Origin of the sequence: Micromonospora sp. WMMA2032 (assembly GCF_002688545.1) — a bacterium.
Lineage (GTDB): Bacteria > Actinomycetota > Actinomycetes > Mycobacteriales > Micromonosporaceae > Micromonospora > Micromonospora sediminicola.
The window spans coordinates 1,165,047-1,191,343 of the sequence record NZ_CP024052.1 but is presented as its reverse complement, the minus strand read 5'-3'; the positions used below and the strand labels follow the sequence as shown (position 1 = coordinate 1,191,343).

Sequence of the window (26,297 nt, the reverse complement as noted above, 5' to 3'; positions counted from 1 at the left end):
CTGATCCCGATACGGAGCGGCCCGATGCCCACTGAGGAAGAGTTCCTCGACTACCTCCGGCGCGCCACGGCCGACCTGCGCGAGGCGCGGCGGCGCGTGCGCGAGGTGGAGGCCAAGGACCGCGAGCCGATGGCCATCGTGGGCATGGCCTGCCGCTACCCGGGCGGGGTGCACGGCCCGGACGCGCTGTGGCAGCTCGTCGCCGACGGCCGCGACGGGGTGGGGGACTTCCCGACCGACCGGGGCTGGGACCTGGACCGGCTCTTCTCCGTCGACCCGGACGACCCCGGCACGTCCTCCACCGACAAGGGCGGCTTCCTCTACGAGGCCACCGCGTTCGACCCCGCGTTCTTCGGCATCTCGCCGCGCGAGGCGCTCGCCATGGACCCGCAGCAGCGGCTGCTGCTGGAGAGCACCTGGGAGACGTTCGAGTCCGCCGGCCTGGACCCGCAGCGGCTGCGCGGCAGCCGCACCGGCGTGTTCGCCGGCGTCATGTACCACGACTACGCCTCCCGGGTGGTCGACCTCCCGGAGGGCGTCGAGGGCTACCTCGGCACCGGCAACTCCGGCAGCGTGGTGTCCGGCCGGGTGGCGTACACGTTCGGGCTGGAAGGGCCCGCCGTCACCATCGACACCGCCTGCTCCTCGTCGCTGGTGGCCGTGCACCTCGCCGTGCAGGCGCTGCGGCAGCGCGACTGCGACCTGGCCCTGGCCGGCGGCGTCACCGTGCTCTCCACCCCCGGCGTCTTCGCCGAGTTCTCCCGCCAGCGCGGCCTGGCCGCCGACGGGCGGTGCAAGTCGTTCGCCGCCGCCGCCGACGGCACCGGCTGGGCCGAGGGCGTCGGCATGCTGCTGCTGCAACGCCTCTCCGACGCGCAACGCGACGGCCGGCACATCCACGGCGTGATCCGGGGCAGCGCCGTCAACCAGGACGGCGCCAGCAGCGGCCTCACCACCCCCAACGGGCCCAGCCAGGAACGGGTGATCCGGCAGGCCCTCGCCAACGCGCGGCTGTCCCCGGCCGACGTGGACGTCGTCGAGGCGCACGGGACCGGCACCACGCTCGGCGACCCGATCGAGGCGCAGGCGCTGCTGGCCACGTACGGGCAGGACCGCGACGGGCGCGACCCGCTCTGGTTGGGGTCGGTGAAGTCGAACCTGGGGCACACCCAGGCGGCGGCCGGCGCCGCCGGGATCATCAAGATGGTCCTGGCGATGCGGCACGGAGTGTTGCCCCGCACGCTGCACGTGGACGAGCCGTCCCCGCACATCGACTGGTCCGCCGGCGCGGTCGAGCTGCTCACCGAGGAACGGCCGTGGCCGGCGTCGGACCGGCCCCGCCGCGCCGCCGTCTCCTCGTTCGGCATCAGCGGCACCAACGCCCACGTCATCGTCGAGCAGCCACCGGCCGTCGAGCAGCCACCGGCCGTCGAGGAGCCCGAGGCCGGCACCCCGCCGCCGGTCGCGCCGGTGCTGCTCTCCGCCCGCAACCCCGACGCGCTCGCGGCGCAGGCCCGCCGCTGGGCCGACCACGTGGCCGCCGACGACACCGCCCGCCCGGTCGACCTGGCCGCCGCCTCGCGGCGCCGCGCCGGGCTGGACGCCCGGGCCGTGGTGCTCGCCGCCGACCGCGACGACCTGGTCGCCGGGCTGCGCGCGCTCGCCGCCGACGAACCCGCGCCGTCCGTGGTCACCGGCACCGCCGCGCCGCGCGGCCGGGTCGCGTTCCTCTTCTCCGGGCAGGGCGCGCAGCGCGCCGGCATGGGCCGCGACCTGTACGCGGCGTTCCCGGTCTTCGCCGCCGCGCTCGACGAGGTCTGCGCCCACCTCGACCCGCTGCTGCCGCAGCCGCTGCGGCCGGTGCTGTTCGGCGACGACGACCTGCTGCACCAGACGCAGTTCACCCAGGCCGGCCTGTTCGCCGTCGAGGTGGCGCTGCACCGGCTCGCCCGCTCGTTCGGGCTGGTCCCCGACCTCCTGGTCGGCCACTCGATCGGCGAGCTGGCCGCCGCGCACGTCGCCGGCGTGCTGTCGCTGCCCGACGCGGCCGCGCTGGTCGCCGCCCGGGGCCGGCTCATGCAGGCGCTGCCGGCCGGTGGCGCGATGCTCGCCGTGGCCGCCGGTGAGACGGACGTGACCGCGTCGCTGGCCGGCGTCGACGGGCGGGTCGGCGTGGCCGCCGTCAACGGCCCCGCCGCCGTGGTCGTCTCCGGCGACGCCGAGGCGATCGACGCGCTCGCCGCCCACTGGGCCGACCGGGGTACGCCCACCCACCGGCTACGGGTCAGCCACGCGTTCCACAGCGCCCTCATGGAGCCGATGCTGGCCGAGTTCGCCGCGGTCGCCGCCGGTCTGCGCTACGCCCCGCCCACCGTGCCGATCGTGTCCAACCTGACCGGCCGGATCGCCGAGCCGGAGCTGATCTGCGCCCCCGACTACTGGGTCCGGCACGTCCGGGAGGCCGTGCGGTTCGCCGACGCGGTGGACCGGCTCGCCGAGGCGGACGTCGGGACGTACGTCGAGCTGGGCCCCAGCGGCGTGCTCACCGCCATGGCCGAGAGCTGCCTCACCGACCCGACGGCCGTGCTGGTGCCGCTGGTGCGCAAGGACCGCGCCGAACCCCGCGCCGTGCTGGAGGCACTGGCCCGGCTGCACACCGAGGGTCTGACCGTCGACTGGGACGCGCTGCTCGCCGGCGCCGGCGCCCGCCGCGTCGACCTGCCCACGTACGCCTTCCAGCACGAGCGGTACTGGCTGGAGCCGGTCGGGCGGCTCGCCGACGTGTCCGGCGCCGGCCTCGGCGCGGCCGGGCACCCGCTGCTCGGCGCCGCCGTCTCCGTCGCCGGCGAGGACATGGTGCTGCTCACCGGCCGGCTCGCCGCCGCCACCCACCCCTGGCTCGCCGACCACGCGGTCGGCGACGTGGTGGTGCTGCCCGGCGCCGCGCTGGTCGAGCTGGTCGTCCGGGCCGGCGACGAGGTCGGCGTCTCCCGGCTGCGCGAGCTGGCCATCGCCGCGCCGCTGGTGCTGCCCGCCGCCGGGGGCGTGCGGGTGCAGGTGCGGGTCGGTCCGGCCGACGCGGCGGGCGCCCGCGCGGTCACCGTGCACGCCCAGGCCGAGGACGACCCGGACGCCGGCTGGGTACGGCACGCCGAGGGCGTCCTCGAACCCGCCGCCGCCGACGAGCCCGCCCTGCCGGCGTGGCCCCCGACCACCGCCACCGAGATCGACCTGGACGGCTGGTATCCGACGCTCGCCGAGCACGGCCTGGCGTACGGGCCGGCGTTCCGCGGCCTGCGCCGGGCCTGGACCGGCGACGGCGAGGTGTACGCCGAGGTCGCCCTTCCCGAGGAGGTCGCCGACGGCGCGGCCGGCTTCGCGGTGCACCCGGCGCTGCTGGACGCCGCGCTGCACCCGATCGGGCTGCTGCTCGCCACCGACGGCGGTGGTCCGCGCGTGCCGTTCGCGTTCGAGGGCGTGCAGGTGCACGCCGCCGGGGCCACCGCGCTGCGGGTGCGGCTGTCCCCCGACGGTGGCACGGTGCGGCTGGTCGCCGCCGACGACGCCGGCGCCCCGGTCGTGTCGGTGGACGCGCTGGTCCTGCGGGAGATGACCGGCCTGACCGCCCCGGGCGCGGCGGCCCGGTCGATGTTCGAGGTGCGCTGGCAGCACGAGCCGGTCCCGCCCGTCGAGGACCTGTCCGGCTGGGCGGCGCTCGGCGCGCCGGTCGGCGGGCTGCCGGCGTACCCGGACGTGCCGGCCGCCGTCGAGGCGGGGGAGGAGCCGCCGGGCACGCTCGTGCTGCCGGTGGCCACGCCGTCCGGGGTGGACGTTCCGGAAGCCGTCCGGATGGTCGCGTCCGACGTGCTGGCGACGGTGCAGGCGTGGCTGGCCGCGGAGCCGTTGGCGGATTCGCGGTTGGTGGTGGTGACCCGGGGTGCGGTGGCCGTGTCGGACGGCGACCGGGTGGTGGATCTGGCCGGTGCGGCGGTGTGGGGGTTGCTGCGGTCGGCGCAGTCGGAGCATCCGGAGCGGATCGTCCTGGCGGACGTGGACCGGGACGTGGACGCCTCGGTGTTGTCGGTGCTGGCCGGTGTGGTGGGGGATCTGCCGGTCACCGGCGGGCAGGTGGCGGTGCGCGGCGATGCCGTGCTGACGCCGCGTCTGGTCCGCGCGACGCTTCCGCCGGCTGTTCCCGCGAGGTCGTCCGGGGACATGACGGCCGGTCACGCCGCGGACGCGCCCGTGACCGGTGGTGACGTGGCCGGTCCGGTTCCGGTCGCCGACACTCCCGCGATCGGTGGTGACGCCGGCGGCGCGGTGCTGGTCACCGGTGGCACCGGATCCCTGGGTGCGCTGGTGGCGGAGCATCTGGTGGCCGGGCACGGGGTGCGGTCGCTGGTGCTGGTGTCGCGGCAGGGTCCGGCCGCGCCGGGCGCGGCGGCACTTGTCGAGCGGTTGACCGGGTTGGGCGCGGCGGTGTCGGTGGTGGCGTGCGACGTCACCGACCGGGACCAGGTGCACCGGCTGGTCGCCGAGGTGCCGGGTCGGCTCGCCGGAGTGGTGCACACCGCCGGGGTCCTCGACGACGGCGTGGTCTCGGCGGTCAGCCCGGACCGGCTGGCGAACGTGCTCGCCCCGAAGGCCACCGCCGCCTGGTGGTTGCACGAGGCCACCCGCGACCTCGACCTCGACCTGTTCGTGCTCTTCTCCTCCGTCGCCGGGGTGCTCGGCTCGCCCGGCCAGGCCGCGTACGCCGCCGCGAACGGTGTGCTCGACGCGCTGGCGGCGCACCGCCGGCAGGACGGCCTGCCGGCGGTCAGCCTCGCCTGGGGCATGTGGGACACCGGTGGCATGGCCGCATCCCAGTCCGACGTCGACCGGGCCCGCTCCACCCGGGCCGGCCTCGCCGCGATGAGCCCCGAGGTCGGGCTGGAACTGTTCGACGCCGCGCTGACCGCCGGGCGGGCCACGCTCGTCCCGGCCGTCGTCGACGTACCGGCGATGCGGTCGCAGATCGTCGGCGGCCGGGTGCCGTCCCTGCTGCGCGCGCTGCTCGGCCCGGTCACCACCCGCCGCCAGGCCGGCCGGGGCAACTGGGCCGACCGGCTGGCCGGCCTCGACCCGCAGGAGGCCCGCGACCAGGTCGACGCGCTGGTCCGGGGTCTGGTGGCGCAGGTCCTCGGGCACGGCGGCGCGGACGCGGTGCCGGCCGACCGGGCGTTCCGGGAACTGGGCTTCGACTCGCTGACCGCCGTCGACCTGCGTAACCGGGTCAACGCCGCGACCGGGCTGCGACTGCCGTCCACGCTCGTCTTCGACTACCCGACGCCGCAGATCCTCGCCGGTCAGGTGTACGCCGAACTGGCCGGCGCCCGCGCCGACACCACCGCCGCGCCCGACACCGCCACCACCACCGGCCCGGACGAGCCGATCGCGATCGTCGGGATGGCCTGCCGCTACCCGGGTGGGGTGGACAACCCGGAGCAGTTGTGGGAGCTGCTGGCCGCCGGTGGAGACGGGATCTCCGAGTTCCCGGCCGACCGGGGCTGGGACCTGGAGTCGCTGTTCGACCCCGACCCCGACCACAGCGGCACCTCCTACACCCGCCACGGCGGCTTCCTCTACGGCGCGCCGGAGTTCGACAGCGGCTTCTTCGGCATCAGCCCGCGTGAGGCCCTCGCCATGGACCCGCAGCAGCGGCTGCTGTTGGAGACCTCGTGGGAGGCGTTCGAGTCCGCCGGCCTGGACCCGGCCGCCCTGCGCGGTTCCCGCACCGGCGTCTTCGCCGGCGTGATGTACCACGACTACGCCTCCCGCCTGATGGAGCTGCCCGCCGAGGTCGAGGGCTACATCGGCACCGGCACCTCCGCCAGCGTGCTGTCCGGCCGGGTGGCGTACACGTTCGGGTTGGAGGGTCCGGCGGTCACCGTCGACACCGCCTGCTCGTCGTCGCTCGTCGCGCTGCACCTCGCCGCGCAGGCCCTGCGCTCCGGCGAGTGCGACCTCGCGCTCGCCGGCGGCGTGACCGTGATGGCCACCCCCGGCACGTTCATCGAGTTCTCCCGCCAGCGTGGCCTGTCCCCGGACGGCCGGTGCAAGTCGTTCGCCGCCGGTGCTGACGGCACCGGCTGGGGCGAGGGCACCGGCGTCCTACTGGTGCAGCGGCTCTCCGACGCCCAGCGGGAGGGCCGCCGGATCCTGGCGGTGGTGCGGGGCACGGCGGTGAACTCCGACGGCGCGTCCAACGGGCTCACCGCCCCCAACGGCCCATCGCAGCAGCGGGTCATCCGCCAGGCCCTGGCCAACGCGCGGCTGAACCCGTCCGACGTGGACGCGGTGGAGGCGCACGGCACCGGCACCACGCTCGGTGACCCGATCGAGGCGCAGGCGCTGCTGGCCACGTACGGCCAGGACCGGCCGGACGGCCGGCCGCTGCTGCTCGGGTCGGTCAAGTCGAACCTCGGGCACACCCAGGCCGCCGCCGGCGTCGCCGGGGTGATCAAGATGGTCCTGGCCATGCGGCACGGCATCGTCCCCGCCACCCTGCACGTCGACGAACCGTCCCCGCACATCGACTGGACCGCCGGGGCGGTCACCCTCGCCACGGCCCCGACGCCCTGGCCCGACCGGGACCGGCCCCGCCGGGCGGCGGTGTCGTCGTTCGGCATCTCCGGCACCAACGCCCACGTCGTCCTCGAACACACCCCCGAACCCGCCGCCCCGGCCGAATTCCGGCCCGGCGCCGCCACCGACGCCGGCGTCGTCGCGCTCGCGCTCTCCGCCGCCGACCGGGCCGCGCTCCCCGAACAGGCCGTCCGGCTGCGCGCCCACCTCGCCGCCTACCCCGAGTACGGGCCGGCCGAGGTGGCGTACGCGCTGACCGCCACCCGGGCGGCGTTCCCGCACCGGGCCGTCGTCCTCGGCCAGGACCCCGACGACCTGGTCCGCGGCCTCACCGCCCTGGTCGACGGCGACACCGTGCCGACGGTGGTCACCGGGACCGCGCTGCGCAACCCGGCGCCCGTCTTCGTCTTCTCCGGCCACGGCGGCCACTGGCCCGGCATGGCCGTCGACCTGCTGGACAGCTCACCCGTCTTCGCCGCCTCCATCGCCGAGTGCGAAGCGGTCCTCGCGCCCTGGGTCGACTGGTCGCTCACCGACGTGCTGCGCGGCGCCGACGGCGCGCCACCCCTGGTCGCCTCCGGCGTGGTGCAGCCCGCGCTCTGGGCCGTGATGGTCTCCCTGGCCCGGCTGTGGCGGTCCCTCGGCGTACGCCCGGGCGCCGTGGTCGGGCACTCCCAGGGCGAGATCGCCGCCGCCTGCGTGGCCGGCGCGCTCTCCCTCGAGGACGCCGCCCGCATCGTCGCGCTGCGCAGCCAGGTGCTCGCCGACATCGCCGGCCGGGGCGGCATGGCCTCCGTCGGCCTGCCCGCCGACCGGGTCGAGCGGATGCTGCGACGCTGGGACGGGCGGCTCTGCGTGGCCGTGGTCAACGGTCCCGGATCGGTGGTGGTCGCCGGCGACCCGGACGCGCTGGCCGAGCTGGTCGCCGCCTGCACCGCCGACGACGTGCGGATCCGCCCGCTCGACGTCGACTACGCCTCCCACTCGCCGCACGTCGAGGCCGTCGCCGACCGGCTCCTGGACAGCCTGGCCGACATCACCGCCCGCCCGGCCGAGGTGCCGTTCTACTCCGCGCTCACCGGCCTGCCCACCGACACCACCACGCTCGACGCCGACTACTGGTACCGCAACCTGCGCCAGACCGTGAACTTCGAGCAGGCCGTCCGGACGCTGCTCGCCGACGGACACCAGGTGTTCCTGGAGATCGGCCCGCACCCGGTGCTCAGCTTCGGCATGCAGGAGACGATCGACGACGCCGAGCACGAGGCCGCCGTGGTGAACACGCTGCGCCGCGACGCCGGCGGCTGGCCCCGGCTCCTCACCGCGCTGGCCGAGCTGCACACCCGCGGCGTCGGCGTGGACTGGGCCGCCGTCTGCGGCGTCCCCGCCGGACCGGCCGTGCCGCTGCCCACGTACGCCTTCCACCGCCAGCGCTACTGGCCCGACTCGCCGGTGCGCACCGGGCCGGTGGCGGCCGTCGAGGACCAGGCCGACCGGCAGTTCTGGGACGCCGTCGAGCGGGCCGACGCCGACGCGCTCGCCGCCGCCCTGGACGTCGACGGCACCGAGGCGCGTGCGCTGGGCGAGGCGCTGCCGGTGCTCGCCGACTGGCGGCAACGCCGCCGAGACGAATCCACAGTGGACGCCTGGCGGTACCGGGTCCGGTGGGCGCCGCTCACCACCGCACCGACGGCTCGGCTCGCCGGCACCTGGCTGCTCGTCGCGCCGGCCGCCCACGCCGGTGACGCTCTGGTCGGGCAGGTGGTGGCGGCCCTCGGCGAGGCCGGCGCCGGCGTCGTCCCGGTCACCGTCGCCGAACCCGACCGGGCGGCGCTGGCCGCACAGCTGGCCGGGCTCGACGACATCACCGGCGTGCTCTCGCTGCTGGCGTTCGACGAGACCGGCCACCCCGACCACCCGGTGGTGCCCGCCGGGCTCGCCGGCACGCTCGCCCTCGTCCAGGCCCTCGGCGACGCCGGCCTCACCGCGCCGCTGTGGTGCGCCACCCGGGGCGCCGTCAGCACCGGCCGCGCCGACCCGCTCGACCACCCGTGGCAGGCCCCGGTCTGGGGCCTCGGCCGGGTCGTCGCGCTGGAACACCCGGACCGCTGGGGCGGCCTGGTCGACCTGCCGGCCGTCCTGGACCGGCGCGCCCGGGGCCGGCTGGCCGTCGTCCTGGCCGGCGTCGGCGACGAGGACCAGCTAGCCGTACGCCCCTCCGGGCTGTTCGGCCGCCGGCTCGCCCGCGCCGGCGGCGACAGCCCGCCGGACGGCGGCGGCTGGCGGCCCGCCGGCACGGTCCTGGTCACCGGCGGCCTCGGCTCGCTCGGCGCGCACGTGGCCCGCTGGCTGGCCCGCGACGGCGCCGCGCACCTCGTGCTCACCGGCCGGCAGGGCCCGGCCACCCCCGGCGCGGCCGAGCTGGATGCGGAGCTGACCGCGCTCGGCGCGACCGTCACGGTGGCGGCCTGCGACGTCGCCGACCCCGACTCCCTGCGCGACCTGGTCGACCGGCTCGACGTCCGGATCGACGCGGTCTTCCACGCCGCCGGCGTCGCGCACGCCGGACCGCTCGACGCCACCGGCCCGGCCGAGCTCGCCGACGGCCTGCGCGCCAAGGTGGCCGGCGCGGTCAACCTCGACCGGACCTTCGGCGACGACGTGGCCGCGTTCGTGCTGTTCTCCTCCGGCGCCGGCGTCTGGGGTGGCGGCCTGCAGGGCGGGTACGCCGCCGGCAACGCGTTCCTCGACGCGCTCGCCGAGGACCGACGCCGGCGCGGCCGGCCCGCCACGGCCGTGGCCTGGGGGGCCTGGGACGGCGGCGGCATGATGGACACCGAGGGCGCCGCCGACCAGATGTTCCGCTCCGGCGTCCGGCCGATGCGCCCCGAGCTGGCGGTCGCCGTGCTGGCCCGGGCGCTGGCCCAGGACGAGGTCACGCTCGCCGTGGCCGACATCGCCTGGGACCGGTTCCACCAGACGTACGCGTTGGCCCGCCCCCGCCCGCTGATCGAGGAACTGCCCGAGGTCGCCCGACTCCTCGCCGCCGCCCGCACCGACGACGAGCCGGCCGAGTCGTCCCCGCTGCGCGGCCGGCTCGCCGGCCTGGCCGCGCCGGAGCGCCGTCGGGCGTTGCTGGAACTGGTCCGGATGCACGCCGCCGCCGTGCTCGGCCACGCCTCCGCCGAGGCGGTCGGCGCGGACCGGCCGTTCCGTGACATCGGCTTCGACTCGCTCAGCGCGGTGGAGATGCGCAACCGGATCGCCGAGGCGGTCGGGCTGCGGCTGCCCGCCACCCTGGTCTTCGACCGGCCCACCCCGGACCTGCTCGCCGGTTGGTTGGCCGACCGGATCCTCGGCGTCACCGAGGCCGCCGCCGCGCCCACCCGGGCCGTCGCCGCGCTGGACGAACCGATCGCCGTGGTGGCCATGAGCTGCCGCTACCCGGGCGGGGTCGACAGCCCGGAGGAGCTGTGGCGGCTGGTCGTCGGGGGCCGCGACGCCATCGGCCCGTTCCCCGCCGACCGGGGCTGGGACCTCGACGCCATCTACGACCCCGACCCGGACGCCCCCGGCACCTCGTACGCCCGCGAGGGCGGCTTCGTCACCGACGTCGGCGGCTTCGACGCCGGCCTGTTCGGCATCTCGCCCCGCGAGGCGCTGGTGATGGACCCGCAGCAGCGCCTGCTGCTGGAGACCGGGTGGGAGCTGTTCGAACGGGCCGGCCTGCCGCCGGACGGGCTGCGGGAGAGCGGCACCGGCGTGTTCGTCGGCACCAACGGGCAGGACTACGCCACGCTGCTGATGGCCGCCCGGGCCGAGACGGAGGGCTACCAGGCCACCGGCAACGCGGCGGCCGTGGTCTCCGGCCGGCTCTCCTACACCTTCGGGTTGCAGGGCCCCTCGGTCACCGTGGACACCGCCTGCTCGTCGTCGCTGGTCGCGCTGCACCTCGCGGTGCAGTCGCTGCGCGCCGGCGAGTGCGACCTCGCGGTGGCCGGCGGCGTGACCGTGATGGCCACACCCGGGCCGTTCCTGGAGTTCGCCCGGCAGCGCGGCCTCGCCGCCGACGGCCGGTGCAAGTCCTTCGCCGGGGCCGCCGACGGCACCGGCTGGGGCGAGGGCGCCGGCCTGGTGCTGCTGCAACGGCTCTCCGACGCCCGCCGCGACGGCCGGCGGGTGCTGGCCGTGGTGCGCGGCTCGGCGACCAACTCCGACGGCGCCTCGAACGGCCTCACCGCGCCGAACGGGCCCGCCCAGCAGCGGGTCATCCGGCAGGCGCTGGCCAACGCCGGGCTCACCCCGGCGGACGTGGACGCGGTCGACGGGCACGGCACCGGCACCCGCCTCGGCGACCCGATCGAGGCGCAGGCGCTGCTGGCCACGTACGGCCAGGACCGGCCCGCCGACCGGCCGCTGCTGCTCGGCTCGGTCAAGTCCAACATCGGCCACACCCAGGCCGCCGCCGGCGTCTCCGGCGTGATCAAGATGGTGCTGGCGTTGCAGCACGGCGTGCTCCCGCCGACGCTGCACGTGGACGAGCCCACCCCGCACGTCGACTGGTCCGACGGCGCGGTGGCGCTGCTCACCGAGGCCCGGCCCTGGCCGGAGACGGACCGCCCCCGGCGGGCGGCGGTGTCCGCGTTCGGGGTGAGCGGCACCAACGCCCACGTCGTCCTCGAGGCGGCCCCACCGGCCGGGGACACGCCGGAGCGGGAGGACATCCTCCGCCCGGCGCTGCCGCTGCTGCCGTGGCCGCTCTCCGCCGCCGACGAGGACGGGCTGCGCGCCCAGGCCGCCCGCCTCGCCGCCCGGCTCGCCGGCCCGGCCACCGAGCCGGCCTCGACCGGTCCGGCCGCCACCGGCCCGGCCGCCACCGGCGACGGGACCGCAGCGGCCGGCGACGACGCCGCCCCGGTCGGATGGACCCTCGCCACCGCCCGCTCCCACCTGCGCCACCGCGCGGTGCTGTTGGCCGCCGACCCGGACACCCGACTGGCCGCGCTGCGCGCCCTGGCCGCCGGGGAGAGCCACCCCGCCGTGCACCAGGACGTCGCCGCGTCCGGCGGCACGCTCGCCGTGCTCTTCTCCGGGCAGGGCGCCCAGCACGCCGGGATGGGCCGGGAGCTCTACCAGGCGCTGCCCGCCTTCGCCGAGGCGCTCGACGAGGTCTGCCAGCACCTCGACGCGCACCTGCCCCGCCCGCTCAAGAGCGTGCTGTTCGCGCCCGAGGGCAGCGCCGAGGCCGCGCTGCTGGACCAGACCGCCTTCACCCAGGCCGGGCTCTTCGCCGTCGAGGTGGCGCTGCACCGGCAGCTCACCGACTGGGGGGTACGTCCCGACCTGGTCGCCGGGCACTCGGTCGGCGAGATCACCGCCGCCCACGTCGCCGGGGTGCTCACCCTGGCCGACGCGTGCACGCTGGTCGGCCAGCGCGGCCGGCTCATGCAGGCGCTGCCGGCCGGCGGCGGCATGCTCGCCGTCGCCGCCGGCGAGACCGAGGTGGCCGACGCGCTCACCGGCCACGCCGACCGGGCCGCGATCGCCGCCGTGAACGGTCCGGCCGCCGTCGTGGTCGCCGGCGCCGACGACGCACTGGCCGCGCTCGCCGACCACTTCACCACCCTCGGCGTACGGGTGAAGCGGCTCGCCGTCAGCCACGCGTTCCACAGCCCGCTGATGGAGCCGATGCTGGCCGAGTTCGCCACCGTCGCCGCCGGCCTCGCCTACGCCCCGCCGACCGTGCCGCTGGTGTCGAACCTGACCGGTCGGGTCGTCGACGCCGACCTGGTCTGCACCCCCGACTACTGGGTCCGCCACGTCCGCGAGGCGGTGCGCTTCGGCGACACCGTCACCCACCTGCGCGACCTCGGCGTGGGCACGCTGCTGGAGATCGGCCCGGACACGGTGCTCACCGCGCTGGCCGCGGACGCGCTGCCCGACGGCGGCCCGCTGGTCACCGGCGTGCAACGCCGCGGCCGGGACGAGGTCGACGCCCTGCTCGGCGCGCTGGCCCGGCTGCACTGCCACGGCGTACCGGTGGACTGGGCGGCGCTGCTGCCCGCCGCCGAACCGGTCGACCTGCCCACCTACCCGTTCCGGCGCCGGCGGTACTGGCCGGTCGGCGACGGCGAACTGGTCGGCGTCGCCGCACCGGCCCCCGCCGACCCGGTCGACGACGCGTTCTGGCAGGTCGTCACCGCCGGCGACGGCGACGCCCTGGCGACCCGGTTCGGCGTCGACCCGGACCGGCCGCTGCGCGACCAGCTCCCCACGCTCGCCGACTGGCACCAGCGGCGACGTGCCGACGCGGTCGCCGACGGCTGGCGCTACCGGATCACCTGGCCCCGGCGGCAGCTCACCGCCGGCCCCGCCGCCGGTGACTGGCTGCTCGTGGCACCCGACAGCGGGGCCGACGTGGCGGGCCGGATCGCCGCGCTGATCGGCGACCACGGCGGCGACGCCCGCGTGCTCACCGTCGACCCGGCCACCGTCACCCGTACCGAGCTGGCCGACCACCTGCCGGACGGGCCGACCCGCGTCGTCTCGCTGCTCGCGCTGGACGAGCACCCCGACCCCGACCATCCGGCCGTGCCGGCCGGACTCACCGGCAACCTGGCCCTCGTCCAGGCCGTCACCGACGCCGCGCCCACCGGACCGCTGTGGCTGCTCACCCGGCAGGCGGTCAGCACCGGCGCGGGCGACCCGCTCACCCGCCCCGCCCAGGCCACCACCTGGGGCCTGGGCCTGGTCACCGCGCTGGAACACCCGGCGCACGCCGGTGGGCTGATCGACCTGCCGGCCGATCTCGACGGCGGCGTCGGGGACCACCTGATCCGGGCGCTGACCAACGCCGACGGCGAGGACCAGCTCGCGGTCCGCCCGTCCGGCGTGCACCTGCGCCGGCTGACCCGCGCGCCCCGCCCCGACCGGCCGGACACGTCGGCCTGGCAGCCCCCCGACACCGTGCTCGTCACCGGCGGCACCGGCGCCATCGGCCGGTACGCCGCCGGCTGGCTCGCCCGGCACGGCGCCCGCCGGCTGATCCTGGTCAGCCGGCGCGGACCGGACGCCCCCGGCGTCGCCGACACCGTCGCCGAGCTGGCCGACCTCGGCGCGCACGCCCGCGTGCTCGCCTGCGACCTGGCCGACCGCGCCGCCGTCGCCCGGCTGGTCGACGCGCTGCGCGCCGACGGCGAGACGGTACGGGCGGTGGTGCACGCCGCCGGCGTCGGCCGGCTCAACCCGCTGCGCGCGGTCACCACCGACGAACTGGCCGACGTGGTCTCCGGCAAGACCGCCGGCGCCCGCCACCTCGACGAGCTGCTCGACCCGGAGCCGCTGGACCTGGTTGTCTACTTCTCCTCCATCGCCGCCACCTGGGGCGTCGGCGACCACGGCGCGTACGCGGCGGGCAACGCCTTCCTCGACGCCTGGGCGCAGTCCCGCCCGGCCGGTCGGGCCCGGGTGGTGTCGGTCGACTGGGGACCGTGGGCCGGCGGCGGCATGGTCAGCGACGACCACGCCACCGCGATGAGCCGGCGCGGTGTCACCCTGCTGGACCGGGAACCGGCGATGGCCGCGCTGCGCGCCGCGATCGAGGGCGACGGCACGGTGCTCACCGTCGCCGACGTCGACTGGGCGCGCTTCGCCCCGGTCTTCGCCGCCGCCCGACCCCGCCCGCTGATCGCCGACCTGCCCGAGGTGGCGACGCCGGCCGCCGGGACCGACCCGGCCGACACCGGCGGCACGGAGACGCTCGCCGCGCTGCGCAAGCGCCTGGCCGACCTCACCACCACCGAGCAGAACCGGCTGCTGGTGGACCTGATCCGGGCCGCCGCGGCCGAGGTGATCGGCCACGACAGCCCGTACGCCCTCGACGCCGACCGGCCGTTCCGGGACCTCGGGTTCGACTCGCTGACCGCGGTGGAGCTGCGCGGCCGGCTGGTCCGGCTCACCGGCCTCGCCCCGGCCAGCTCGGTGGTGTTCGACTACCCGACCCCGCAGGCCCTCGCCGAACACCTGCGCGCCCAGCTCGTCGACGAGGCGTCGGCGGGCGAGCTGCCCACCGGCGAGGAACTGGACCGGCTGGAGGAGGCGCTCACGCTGCGCGAGCGCGACGACCTCGGCCGGGTGCGGATCACCATGCGGCTGCAACGGCTGCTGGAACGCCTCGGCGCCGACGAACCGGACGAGCCGGCCGGCGACGTGGCCGACCGGCTGCGGACGGCCAGCAACCAGGAGCTCTTCGACCTTCTCGACCGCGATCTCGGGCTGTCCTGAGGCACGCGTGGCACACCAGGGAGCGAGATCGACCATGGCGGACACGGCAGTGGGCAGCACCGGACCCGCGGGGGACGAGCAGCGACTCCGGGAGTACCTGACCCGGGTCGTCACCGAGCTGCACCAGACCCGCCAGCGGCTGCGCGAGGTCACCGCCCAGGAGTCCGAGCCGGTCGCCGTGGTGGCGATGAGCTGCCGCTACCCCGGCGGGATCACCACCCCGGAACAGCTGTGGCGGTTCGTCGCCGACGGCGGCGACGCGATCGGCGACTTCCCCACCGACCGGGGCTGGGACCTCGACCTGCTGCACCACCCCGACCCGGAGAACGCCGGCACGTCGTACACCGCCTCCGGCGGGTTCCTGGCCGACGCCGGGCAGTTCGACGCCGCGCTGTTCGGCGTGTCCCCCCGCGAGGCGGTCGCCATGGACCCGCAGCAGCGGCTGCTGCTGGAGGTCACCTGGGAGCTGTTCGAACGGGCCGGCGTGGCGCCGCTGTCGCTGCGCGGCAGCCGCACCGGCGTCTTCGTCGGCACGTCCGGGCAGGACTACGCCGCCGTGCTGCACCGCGCGCCGAACGCCGAGGGGTACGTGCTCACCGGCACCGCCGCCAGCGTTGTCTCCGGCCGGCTCGCCTACACGTTCGGCCTGGAGGGGCCGTCGATCACGGTGGACACCGCCTGCTCGTCGTCGTCGGTCGCGGTGCACCTGGCCTGCCAGGCGCTGCGGGAGCGCGAGTGCGGGCTGGCGCTGGCCGGCGGTGCGACGGTGATGGCCACCCCCGGCCCGTTCGTCGAGTTCTCCCGCCAGCGCGGCCTGGCCGCCGACGGGCGGTGCAAGTCGTTCGCCGCCGCCGCCGACGGCACCGGCTGGTCCGAGGGCGTCGGCATGCTGCTGCTGGAACGCCTCAGCGACGCCCGCCGCAACGGCCACCCGGTGCTCGCGGTGATTCGCAGCTCGGCGGTGAACTCCGACGGCGCGTCCAACGGTCTGACCGCCCCGAACGGCCCCTCCCAGCAGCGGGTCATCCGGGCGGCGCTGGCCGGCGCGAAGCTCACCCCCGACCTGGTGGACGTGGTGGAGGCGCACGGCACCGGGACCGTGCTCGGCGACCCGATCGAGGCGCAGGCGCTGCTGGCCACGTACGGGCAGGACCGGTCCACGCCGCTGCTGCTCGGGTCGGTCAAGTCGAACCTCGGCCACTCCCAGGCCGCCGCCGGCATCGCCGGGATCATCAAGATGGTCCACGCCATGCGGCACGGGATCGTGCCGCCCACGCTGCACGTCGACGAACCCACGCCGCACGTCGACTGGACCGCCGGCGCGGTTCGCCTGGTCACCGAGCCGACGCCGTGGCCGGCTGTGGACCGACCCCGCCGCGCCGCCGTCTCCTCGTTCGGGATGAGCGGCACCAACACCCACCTGATCCTGGAACAGCCCACCGAGGAGGCCACCGCGCCGGCCAGCCCGGCCGACCGGACCGCGCCGGTGCTGGTCAGCGGCCGGACCCGCACCGCGCTGCGCCAGCAGGCCGCGCGCTGGTCCACGCGCCTGGCCGCCGACCCGGCGCTCGCGCCGGCCGACGTCGCCTGGACGTCGGTGGTGTCCCGCTCGCCGCTGGAGCACCGCGCCGTGGTGCTCGCCGCCGACCGGGACGACCTGGCCGCCGCGCTGGACGCGCTCGCCGACGACCGGCCCGCCCCGCAGCTCGTCACCGGGGCCGCCCGGGAGGCGGGCGAGGTCGCGTTCGTCTTCCCCGGCCAGGGTTCGCAGTGGGTGGGCATGGCCGCCGACCTGCTCGCCACCGCCCCGGTGTTCGCGGCGGAGCTGACCGCGTGCGCGGAGGCGCTGCGCCCGTACGTGGACTGGTCGCTGCTCGACGTGATCCGGGGTGCGCCGGACGCGCCGTCGCTGGAGCGGGTGGACGTGGTGCAGCCGACGCTGTTCGCGGTCGGGGTTTCCCTGGCCGCGTTGTGGCGGTCCTACGGCGTGCACCCGTCGGCGGTGGTCGGTCACTCGCAGGGCGAGATCGCCGCCGCGTACGTGGCCGGCGGGTTGAGCCTCGACGACGCCGCGGCGGTGGTGGCGTTGCGCAGCCGGGTCATCGCGGAGCTGGCCGGTGACGGCGGCATGGTGTCGGTGGCGACCACCGCTGACGAGGCCACCGAGACGATCGGCCGGTGGGACGGGCGGGTCGCGCTCGCCGCGGTGAACGGGCCGACGTCGGTGGTGGTCTCCGGCGACGCCGCCGCCCTGGACGAGCTGGTGGCGCACTACCAGGGTCGCGACGTGCGGGTACGGCGGGTGCCGGTGGACTACGCCTCCCACTCCGCGCACGTCGAACCGCTGCGCGAACAGCTCCTGGCCCGGCTCGCCGCCATCGAACCGCGCACCGGCACCGTGCGGTTCCGCTCCACCGTCACCGGCGACTGGACGGACACCGCCGGCCTCGACGCCGACTACTGGTACCGCAACCTGCGCGAGACGGTCCGCTTCGACGACGCGGTCCGTGACCTCACCGCCGCCGGGTACCGCACGTTCGTCGAGGTCAGCGCGCACCCGGTGCTGACCATGGCGGTGCAGGACAGCGCCGAGGCCGTCACCGGGCCGGACGCGGTCACGGTCACCGGCAGCCTGCGCCGCGACGAGGGCGGCCTCGACCGGTTCCACCGGTCCCTCGCCGCCCTGCACACCGCCGGGACGGCGGTGGACTGGCGGCCCGCCTTCGCCGGCCACCCCGGCCACCTCGTCGACCTGCCCACCTACCCGTTCCAGCGCCAGCACTACTGGGTGCCCGCCGGCGAACCGGCCGTCCCGGCCGTCGCCGCCGGCCTGCTCGACCACCGCTTCTGGGACGCCGTCGACCGCGCCGACCTGGACGCGTTGCGCGACACCCTGGCGGTCGACGACGCCGACGCGGCCGAGTCGCTGCGGACGCTGCTGCCCGTCCTCGCCGGCTGGCGACGGCGGCAGCAGGAGCACGGCCGGCTCGACGGCTGGCGCTACCGCGTCGAGTGGCAGGCCGCCGCCGAGCCCGCCGCCGCCCCGCTGGACGGGACGTGGCTGCTGGCGCTGCCCGCCGGCCACCAGGACGACCCGGCCGTCACCGCCGTGCGCGACGCGCTCGCCGCCGCCGGCGCCGACGTGCGCCCGCTGACCGTGGCGCCCGACGCCGACCGGACCGCGCTCGCCGCCGCGCTCACCGAACGTCCCACGCCCGCCGCATCCGCCGCCCCCGCCGCATCCGCCGCCCCCGCCGCATCCGCCGCCCCCGCCGCCCCCGCCGCATCCGCCGCCCCCGCCGCGTCCGACCGGGCTCGCGTCGCCGACACCGAGGCGTCCGACGCCGATCCTGCCGGGTCCGCCGGCGGCGCCGTCGCCGGCGTGGTGTCGCTGCTCGCATGGGAGCCGGCGGACGGTGCGCTTCTGCCCGGCCTGGCCGCCACGCTCACCCTGACCCAGGCGCTCGGCGACGCCGGCCTGGACGCACCACTGTGGCTGGTCACCCGCAACGGCGTCGCCGCCGCCGCGTACGACCGGGGCACCGACCCCGGCCAGGGTGCGCTGTGGGGACTCGGCCGGGTGGTCGGCGTGGAGACCCCGCACCGCTGGGGCGGCCTGGTCGACCTGCCGGCCGCGCCCGACGCCCGCGCCGCCGGCCGGCTCGCCGCGCTGCTGGCCGCGCCGCCCGGTGAGGACCAGATCGCGGTACGCGGCCCCGGCGTCCTGGTCCGCCGCCTGGTCCGCGCGCCGATCGGCGACCGACCCCCGGTACGCCGGTTCACGCCCACCGGAACCGTCCTGGTCACCGGCGGCACCGGCGGCCTCGGCGCGCGCGCCGCCCGCTGGCTCGCCGAGGCCGGCGCCGAACACGTGGCGCTGGTCAGCCGGCGCGGCCCGGACGCGCCCGGCGCGGCCGACCTCGCCGCCGAGCTGCGCGACCGGGGCGCCCGGGTGACCGTCGCCGCGTGCGACCTCGCCGACCGGGACGCGGTCGTCGCGCTGCTCGACCGGCTCCGCGCCGCCGGCCCGCCGATCCGCGCCGTGCTGCACACCGCCGGACTGCCGCAGACCACTCCGCTCGCCGACGTCACGCCCGCCGAGCTGGCCGAGGTGACGGCCGGCAAGGTCGCCGGCGCGGCGCACCTGCACGAACTGCTCGCCGGCGACGACCTGGACGCGTTCGTCCTCTACTCGTCCATCGCCGCCACCTGGGGCAGCGCCGGACAGGCGGCGTACGCGGCCGGCAACGCCTACCTGGACACGCTGGCGCAGCGGCGGCACGGCGACGGGCTCGCCGGCACCGCGATCGCCTGGGGCTCCTGGGGCGAGGGCGGCATGCACGTGGCCGACTCCGACCGCGCGCTGCGCCGCCGGGGCGTGCCGCCGATGGACGCCGACGTGGCGATGAGCGCCCTGCGACAGGCCCTCGACCACGACGACGTGACACTCACCGTCGCCGACGTGGACTGGTCCCGGTTCGCCCCGGCGTACGCCTCCGCCCGGCGCCGGCCGCTGCTGGAGGGCGTACCGGAGGCCAGGGCCGCGCTCGACGGCGGCGCGCCGGCCGACGACGGCGACGACGGTCCGGCCGCCGCCCTGCGGGCCCGGCTCGCCGGGCTGGGCGCGGCCCGGCGCGAGGAGACGCTCACCGACCTGGTCCGGGACCTCGCCGCCGACGTGCTCGGGCACGCCGACGCCGCCGCGATTCCGGCCGGCACCGCGTTCCGGGACCTCGGCTTCGACTCGCTGACCGCGGTGGAGCTGCGCAACCGGCTGGTCGCCGCGACTGGGCAGCCGCTGCCCACCACGCTGGTCTTCGACCATCCCAGCCCGGTGGCGCTGGCCCGGATGCTGCTGACCACGCTGCTCGGCGGCGAGCCGGCGCCCGCGTCGACCGACCCGGTGACCACGGTCGCGGGCGAGGAGGCGGTGGCCGTGGTGGCCATGGCCTGCCGCTTCCCCGGCGGGGTCAGCGACCCGGAGGGGCTGTGGCGGATCGTCGCCGACGGCGTGGACACGGTCGGGGACTTCCCCACCGACCGGGGCTGGGACCCGGACACGCTCGTCGACGTCGACCCGGCGGCGTCCGGCACCACGTACACCGACCAGGGCGCGTTCGTGCACGACGCGGGCGACTTCGACCCGGCGTTCTTCGGCATCTCGCCGCGGGAGGCCGCGGCCATGGACCCGCAGCAGCGGCTGCTGCTGGAGGCGTCCTGGGAGGCGATCGAGCGGGCCGGCGTGGTGCCGGAGTCGCTGCGCGGCTCCCGCACCGGCGTGTTCGCCGGCACCAACGGCCAGGACTACCGGGCGCTGCTGCTGGTCGCCGCCGACGAGGCGGCCGGCTTCGGCGGCACCGACAACGCGGCCAGCGTGGTCTCCGGCCGGGTGTCGTACGCGCTGGGCCTGGAGGGGCCATCCGTGTCGGTGGACACCGGCTGCTCGTCGTCGCTCGTCGCGTTCCACCTGGCCGTGCAGGCGCTGCGCCGGGGCGAGTGCGACCTGGCCCTGGCCGGCGGCGTGACCGTGATGGCCACGCCGGGGCTGTTCGTCGAGTTCTCCCGCCAGCGCGGCCTGGCGGCCGACGGGCGGGTCAAGGCGTTCGCCGCCGCCGCCGACGGCACCGGCTGGGGCGAGGGCGTCGGCGTGCTGCTCCTGGAACGGCTCTCCGAGGCCCGCCGCCACGGCCACCCGGTGCTCGCGGTGGTACGCGGCAGCGCGGTCAACTCCGACGGCGCGTCCAACGGCCTGACCGCGCCGAACGGGCCGTCGCAGCAGCGGGTGATCCGGGCGGCGTTGGCCGACGCGGGGCTGTCGACCTCGGACGTGGACGTGGTGGAGGCGCACGGCACCGGCACCACGTTGGGTGACCCGATCGAGGCGCAGGCGGTGCTGGCCACGTACGGGCAGGACCGGGACACGCCGCTGCTGCTCGGCTCGGTGAAGTCGAACATCGGGCACACCCAGGCCGCCGCCGGCGTCGCCGGCATCATCAAGATGGTCCTCGCCATGCGGCACGGCATCGTGCCGGCCACGCTGCACGTGGACGCGCCGTCGCCGCACATCGACTGGTCGGCGGGGTCGGTGGAGTTGGTGACCGAGGCCCGTCCGTGGCCGGTGGTGGACCGGCCGCGTCGGGCGGCGGTGTCGTCGTTCGGCATCTCCGGCACCAACGCCCACGTGGTCGTCGAGCAGGCCGACGAGCCGGACACCCGGCCCGTCCCCACCATGCCGGGCCTGGTGGACACCGACGTCACGGCCTGGCCGCTGTCGGCGCGGACCCGGACCGGCGTGGCCGCGCAGGCCGCCCGGCTGGCCGCCCACCTGCGCGCGGGGCAGGACGTCGACCCGGCGGCGGTGGCCCGGTCCCTGGCGACGACGCGTTCGGCGTTCGACCACCGCGCCGCCGTGCTCGGCACGACCGGCCCGGAGCTGCTGGCCGGCCTGGACGCCCTGGCCTCGGGCACGCCGGCCGGGACCGTGGCGACGGGCTCGGTGGCCGAGCACGGGCCGGGTCCGGTGTTCGTGTTCCCGGGTCAGGGTGGTCAGTCGGTGCGGATGGCGGCGGGTCTGGTGGGCCGGTGCGCGCCGTTCGACACGCGACTTGCCGAGTGTCAGCGGGCGTTCGCGCCGTACCTCGACGTGGACGTGGTGTCGGTGCTCACCGGCGACGACGATGCCTGGCTCGGTCGGGTGGAGATCCTGCAACCGGTGCTGTTCGCCGTCGGTGTGTCTCTGGCGCAGGTGTGGCGGGCCGCCGGTGTCGAGCCGGCGTTGGTGGTCGGGCATTCGCAGGGGGAGATGGCCGCCGCGTGCGTGGCCGGGGTGCTGTCGTTGGACGACGCGGCGCGGGCGGTGATCCTGCGGGCGCGCGCGTTGTCCACCCTGGCCGGTTCCGGCGGGATGCTGGCCGTGGATCTGCCCGAGGCGGAGGTTGCCGCCCGGATCGAGGGTGTGCCGGGCACGGTGGTGGCGGTGGTGAATGGGCCTGCTCATGTGGTGGTGTCCGGCCCGCCGGACGCCCTGGCTGATCTGCGGGAGTCGTGGGTGGGCGAGGGGGTGCGGGCGAGGCCGGTGCCGTTCGACTACGCCTCGCACAACCCGGCCGTGGAGCAGATCCGGGATCGGATGCTCACCGACCTGGCGGGCTTGTCGCCGCAGCCGGGTCAGGTCCGGATGGTGTCGTCGGTGACGGGGGAGTGGGCCGAACCCGAGGGCATGGACGGGACCTACTGGTACACCAACCTGCGTCAACCCGTCCGGTTCGACGCCGCTGTCCGCACCGCGATAGCGGCGGGGCACACCACGTTCGTGGAGGTGTCCGCGCATCCGGTGCTCACGCTGCCGGTGACGGCGATCCTCGACGACACCGACACCACCGGCCACACCCTGTCGACGTTGCGGCGTGGTGACGACGATCCGACGCGGCTGTTGACCAGCCTCGCCACCGCCCACACCATCGGCCTGCCCGTCGACCTCGGCCGGGTCCTGGCCCCCGCCCCGACCGTCGACCTGCCCACCTACCCGTTCGACCGGAAGCGCTACTGGCTCACCACCACCGTCCAGCCCGCGCACGACGTCGCCTCCGCCGGCCTCCAGGACGCCGCGCACCCGCTGCTCAGCGCCGCGCTGCCGGTCGCCGACGACCAGACCGTGGTCCTCACCGGCCGGCTGTCCACGCGTACCCACCCGTGGCTGGCCGACCACGTCGTCGGCCGCACCGTGGTCGTCCCCGGCACCGCCGTCGCCGACATGGTGATCCGCGCCGGCGACGAGGTCGACGCCGGCCAGGTCGCCGACCTCACCCTGATCAGCCCGCTCATGCTGCCGCCCACCGGCGCCGTCCAGGTGCAGGTCCGCGTCGGCCCGCCCGGCGACACCGGCGAACGCGCCGTCACGCTGCACTCCCGCCCCGCCGACGACCCCGCCGCCGAATGGACCCGACACGCCGAGGGCCTGCTGACCCCGCAGCCCACCGAACCCACGCCCGGGCCGGGGGAGTGGCCACCGGCCGGCGCCGTCGAGGTCGACGCCGACCTGGACGACTGGTACGCCCACACCGCCGGCGCCGGCCTCACCTACGGCCCCGCGTTCCGCTGCCTGCACCGCGTCTGGCGACACGGCGACGAGGTGTACGCCGAGGTGACGCTGCCCGAGGCGCAGGCCGCCGAGGCGTCCCGGTTCGGCCTGCACCCGGCACTGTTCGACGCCGCCCTGCACGCCACCGGCCCCACCGCGCTGCTCGGCGCCCCCACCGACGCCGGCAGCGGGTGGCTGCCGTTCACGTTCCGCGCGGTCACGCTGCACGCCCACGGGGCCACCCGGCTGCGGGTCACCATCCGCTCGCTCGGCCCGGACACCGTCGCCGTCACCCTCGCCGACCCGGCCGGCCGCCCGGTCGCCACCGTCGGGTCGCTGACGTTCCGGCCGGTCGTCGCCGGCCACGACGACGCGGCCGCGCTGCGCCGCACCTCCGTGTTCCACCTGGACTGGACCCCGCTGCCGACCACCGACGCCCCGGCCCCGGCCCACTGGGCGCTGCTCGACGGTCCCGACGCCACCGGGCTGGTCGGCGCGCTGGCCGACGCCGGCCATCGGGTGAGCACCCACCCCGACCTGGCCGCGCTCCTCGCTGCGGTGGACCGGGGCGACGACGTACCCCAGGTCGTGGTCGACCTGCGTGGCGGCCCGGCGCCGGACCCGGAGCGGGCCGACGCGGACGCCCACGACGCCACCCGCGACACCCTCGCCCGGATCCACCAGTGGCTGGCCGAGCCGCGCCTGGAGGCGGCCCGCCTGGTCGTGGCCACCCGGGGCGCGGTCGCCGCCGCGCCCGGCGAGGCGCCGCGCGACCTGGCCCACGCCGCGGTGTGGGGGCTGGTCCGCTCCGCCCAGTCCGAACACCCCGGACGGTTCACGCTGCTCGACCTCGACGACACCGCCGCGTCGCGGGCCGCGGTGCCCGCCGCGCTGGCGTCCGGCGAGCCGCAGCTCGCGCTGCGCGACGGCGTTGCCCTCACGCCCCGGCTGGTCCGGGCCCGCGACACCGGTGTGCTGGCGCCCCCCGCCGGCGGACAGCCGTGGCGGCTCGACGTGACCGAGACGGGCACGCTGGAGAACCTGGCGCTGCTGCCCGTCCCGGTCGGGGAGGGCGCGGTGCCGGCCGGACACGTCGCGGTCGAGATGCGTGCCTCCGGGCTGAACTTCCGGGACGTGGTGCTCGCCCTGGGCATGGTCCCCGACCAGCAGGTGCTGGGCAGCGAGGGCGCCGGCGTGGTGCGCGAGGTCGGCCCCGGCGTCACCGGGCTGGCCCCCGGCGACCGGGTGATGGGCATCTTCGCCGGCTCGTTCGCCACCGTCGCCGTCACCGACCACCGCATGGTCACCCGGATCCCCGACGACTGGTCGTACGCCGAGGCGGCCGGCGTCCCGGTGGTCTTCCTGACCGCCTGGTACGGCCTGGTCGAGCTGGCCCGGCTGACCGCCGGGGAGTCGGTGCTGGTGCACGCCGCCACCGGCGGCGTCGGCATGGCCGCGGTGCAGATCGCCCGCCACCTCGGCGCCGAGGTCTACGGCACGGCCAGCCCCGCCAAGTGGCCGGTGCTGCGGGCCACCGGCCTCGACGACGAGCACATCGCCTCCTCCCGCTCCCTCGACTTCGCCGACGAGTTCCGCGCCCGCCGCGCCGGCCGCGGCGTCGACGTCGTGCTCAACTCGCTGGCCGGTGCGTACGTCGACACGTCGCTGCGGCTGCTCGACCGGGGCGGCCGATTCGTCGAGATGGGCAAGACCGACCCGCGCGACCCGGCCCGGGTCGCCGCCGACCACCCCGGCGTCAGTTACCAGGGCTTCGACCTGATGGCGGCCGGTCCGGCCGTCGTCGGCCGGATGCTGGAGCGGTTGATGGCGCTGTTCGCCGACGGCGCGCTGCGACCGCTGCCGCGGCGCACCTGGGACGTCCGGCGCGCCCCCGAGGCGTTCCGCTTCCTCAGCCAGGCCCGGCACGTGGGCAAGCTGACGCTGAGCATCCCGCCCACGCCGCGGCTCGACGGCACCGTCCTGGTCACCGGCGCGACCGGCACGCTCGGCGCGTTGCTCTGCCGCCACCTGGTCGCCACCCACGGCGCCCGGCACCTGCTGCTGGTCAGCCGGCGCGGCCCGGACGCCGAGGGCGCCGACGAGCTGCTCGCCGACCTCAAGGCCGGCGGCGCGGAGGTGCAGCTGGTCGCCGCCGACCTGGCCGACCCGGACGCCGTCGCCGACGTGCTGTCCCTGGTGGACGCCCGGCACCCGCTGCGTGCCGTAGTGCACACCGCCGGTGTCGTCGACGACGCCACGGTCGAGTCGCTCACCCCGGACCGGCTCGCCGCGGTGCTGCGTCCCAAGGTCGACGCGGCCTGGAACCTGCACCGCGCCACCCGGGACCACGAGCTGACCGCATTCGTGCTCTACTCCGCCGCCGCCGGCCTGATGGGCGGCCCGGGCCAGGGCAACTACGCCGCCGGCAACGCGTTCCTCGACGCGCTCGCCGACCATCGGCGCTCCCTCGGCCTGCCCGGGGTCTCCCTGGTCTGGGGCCTGTGGGCCACGGCCAGCGGCATCACCGGCCACCTCGGCGCGGTCGACCGGCGCCGGCTGGAACGCAGCGGCCTGGTGGCGCTCACCGACGACGAGGCGCTGGCCCTGTTCGACGCCACCTGGCGCTCGGAACGACCCACCCTGATGCCCGCGCGGATCAGCACCCGGCCCACCGGCGGCCCGGTCCACCCGCTGCTCACCGCCCTGGTCCGGGCCGGCGCCCGACGCGGCACGGTCACCGAGGCGGCCGGCGGCCCGGCGTTCGCCGACACGCTGCGCGGCCTCTCCGCCGACAAGCGCGAACGCGCACTGCGCGAGCTGGTGCTGACCCACGTCGCGGTGGTGCTCGGCGCCGGCGACCCGGACGCGGTGGAACCCGACCGCGCGTTCCGGGAACTCGGTTTCGACTCGCTCACCGCCGTCGAGCTGCGCAACCGGCTCGGCGCCGCCACCGGGCTGCGACTGCCGGCGACGCTGGTGTTCGACAACCCGACGCCGGCCGCGCTCGCCGCGCACCTGGCCACCCGGATCGCCGTACCCGACGGCCCGGCCGACCGGTCGGCCGGTCTCGGGCCGGACCTGGACCGGCTGGAGGCGGCGCTGGCCGGGCTGGATCCGGACGACGAGGCCTACCGCGGGATCACCGAGCGGCTGCACGGCCTGCTGGACCGGCTGACCGCCCGGCAGGCCGACGCGGACGACGACGACCTGGAGTCGGCCACCACCGAGAACATCTTCGACCTGATCGACCGCGAGCTGGAGACGTCTTGAGCGACGGCCGCGACGACATCGGCACGCCGAGTGAGGT

General features: G+C 77.0%; 2 protein-coding genes. Both read left to right on the top strand.

Annotated features, from left to right (window positions below):
* Positions 1-24: 24 nt before the first annotated feature.
* Complete coding sequence (locus CO540_RS05180; protein ID WP_099161136.1) at positions 25-14,910, top strand: type I polyketide synthase; 14,886 nt, start codon at positions 25-27, stop codon at positions 14,908-14,910.
* A 34-nt stretch (positions 14,911-14,944) separates the two neighbouring features.
* Complete coding sequence (locus tag CO540_RS05175) at positions 14,945-26,260, top strand: type I polyketide synthase (RefSeq protein WP_099161135.1); 11,316 nt, start codon at positions 14,945-14,947, stop codon at positions 26,258-26,260.
* The last annotated feature ends 37 nt before the right edge of the window (positions 26,261-26,297 follow it).

Bases quoted from the DNA above. Each gene is read 5' to 3' on its own strand.
- CO540_RS05180 (WP_099161136.1), top strand. From the start codon at position 25: ATGCCCACTGAGGAAGAGTTCCTCGACTACCTCCGGCGCGCCACGGCC.
- CO540_RS05175 (WP_099161135.1), top strand. From the start codon at position 14,945: ATGGCGGACACGGCAGTGGGCAGCACCGGACCCGCGGGGGACGAGCAG.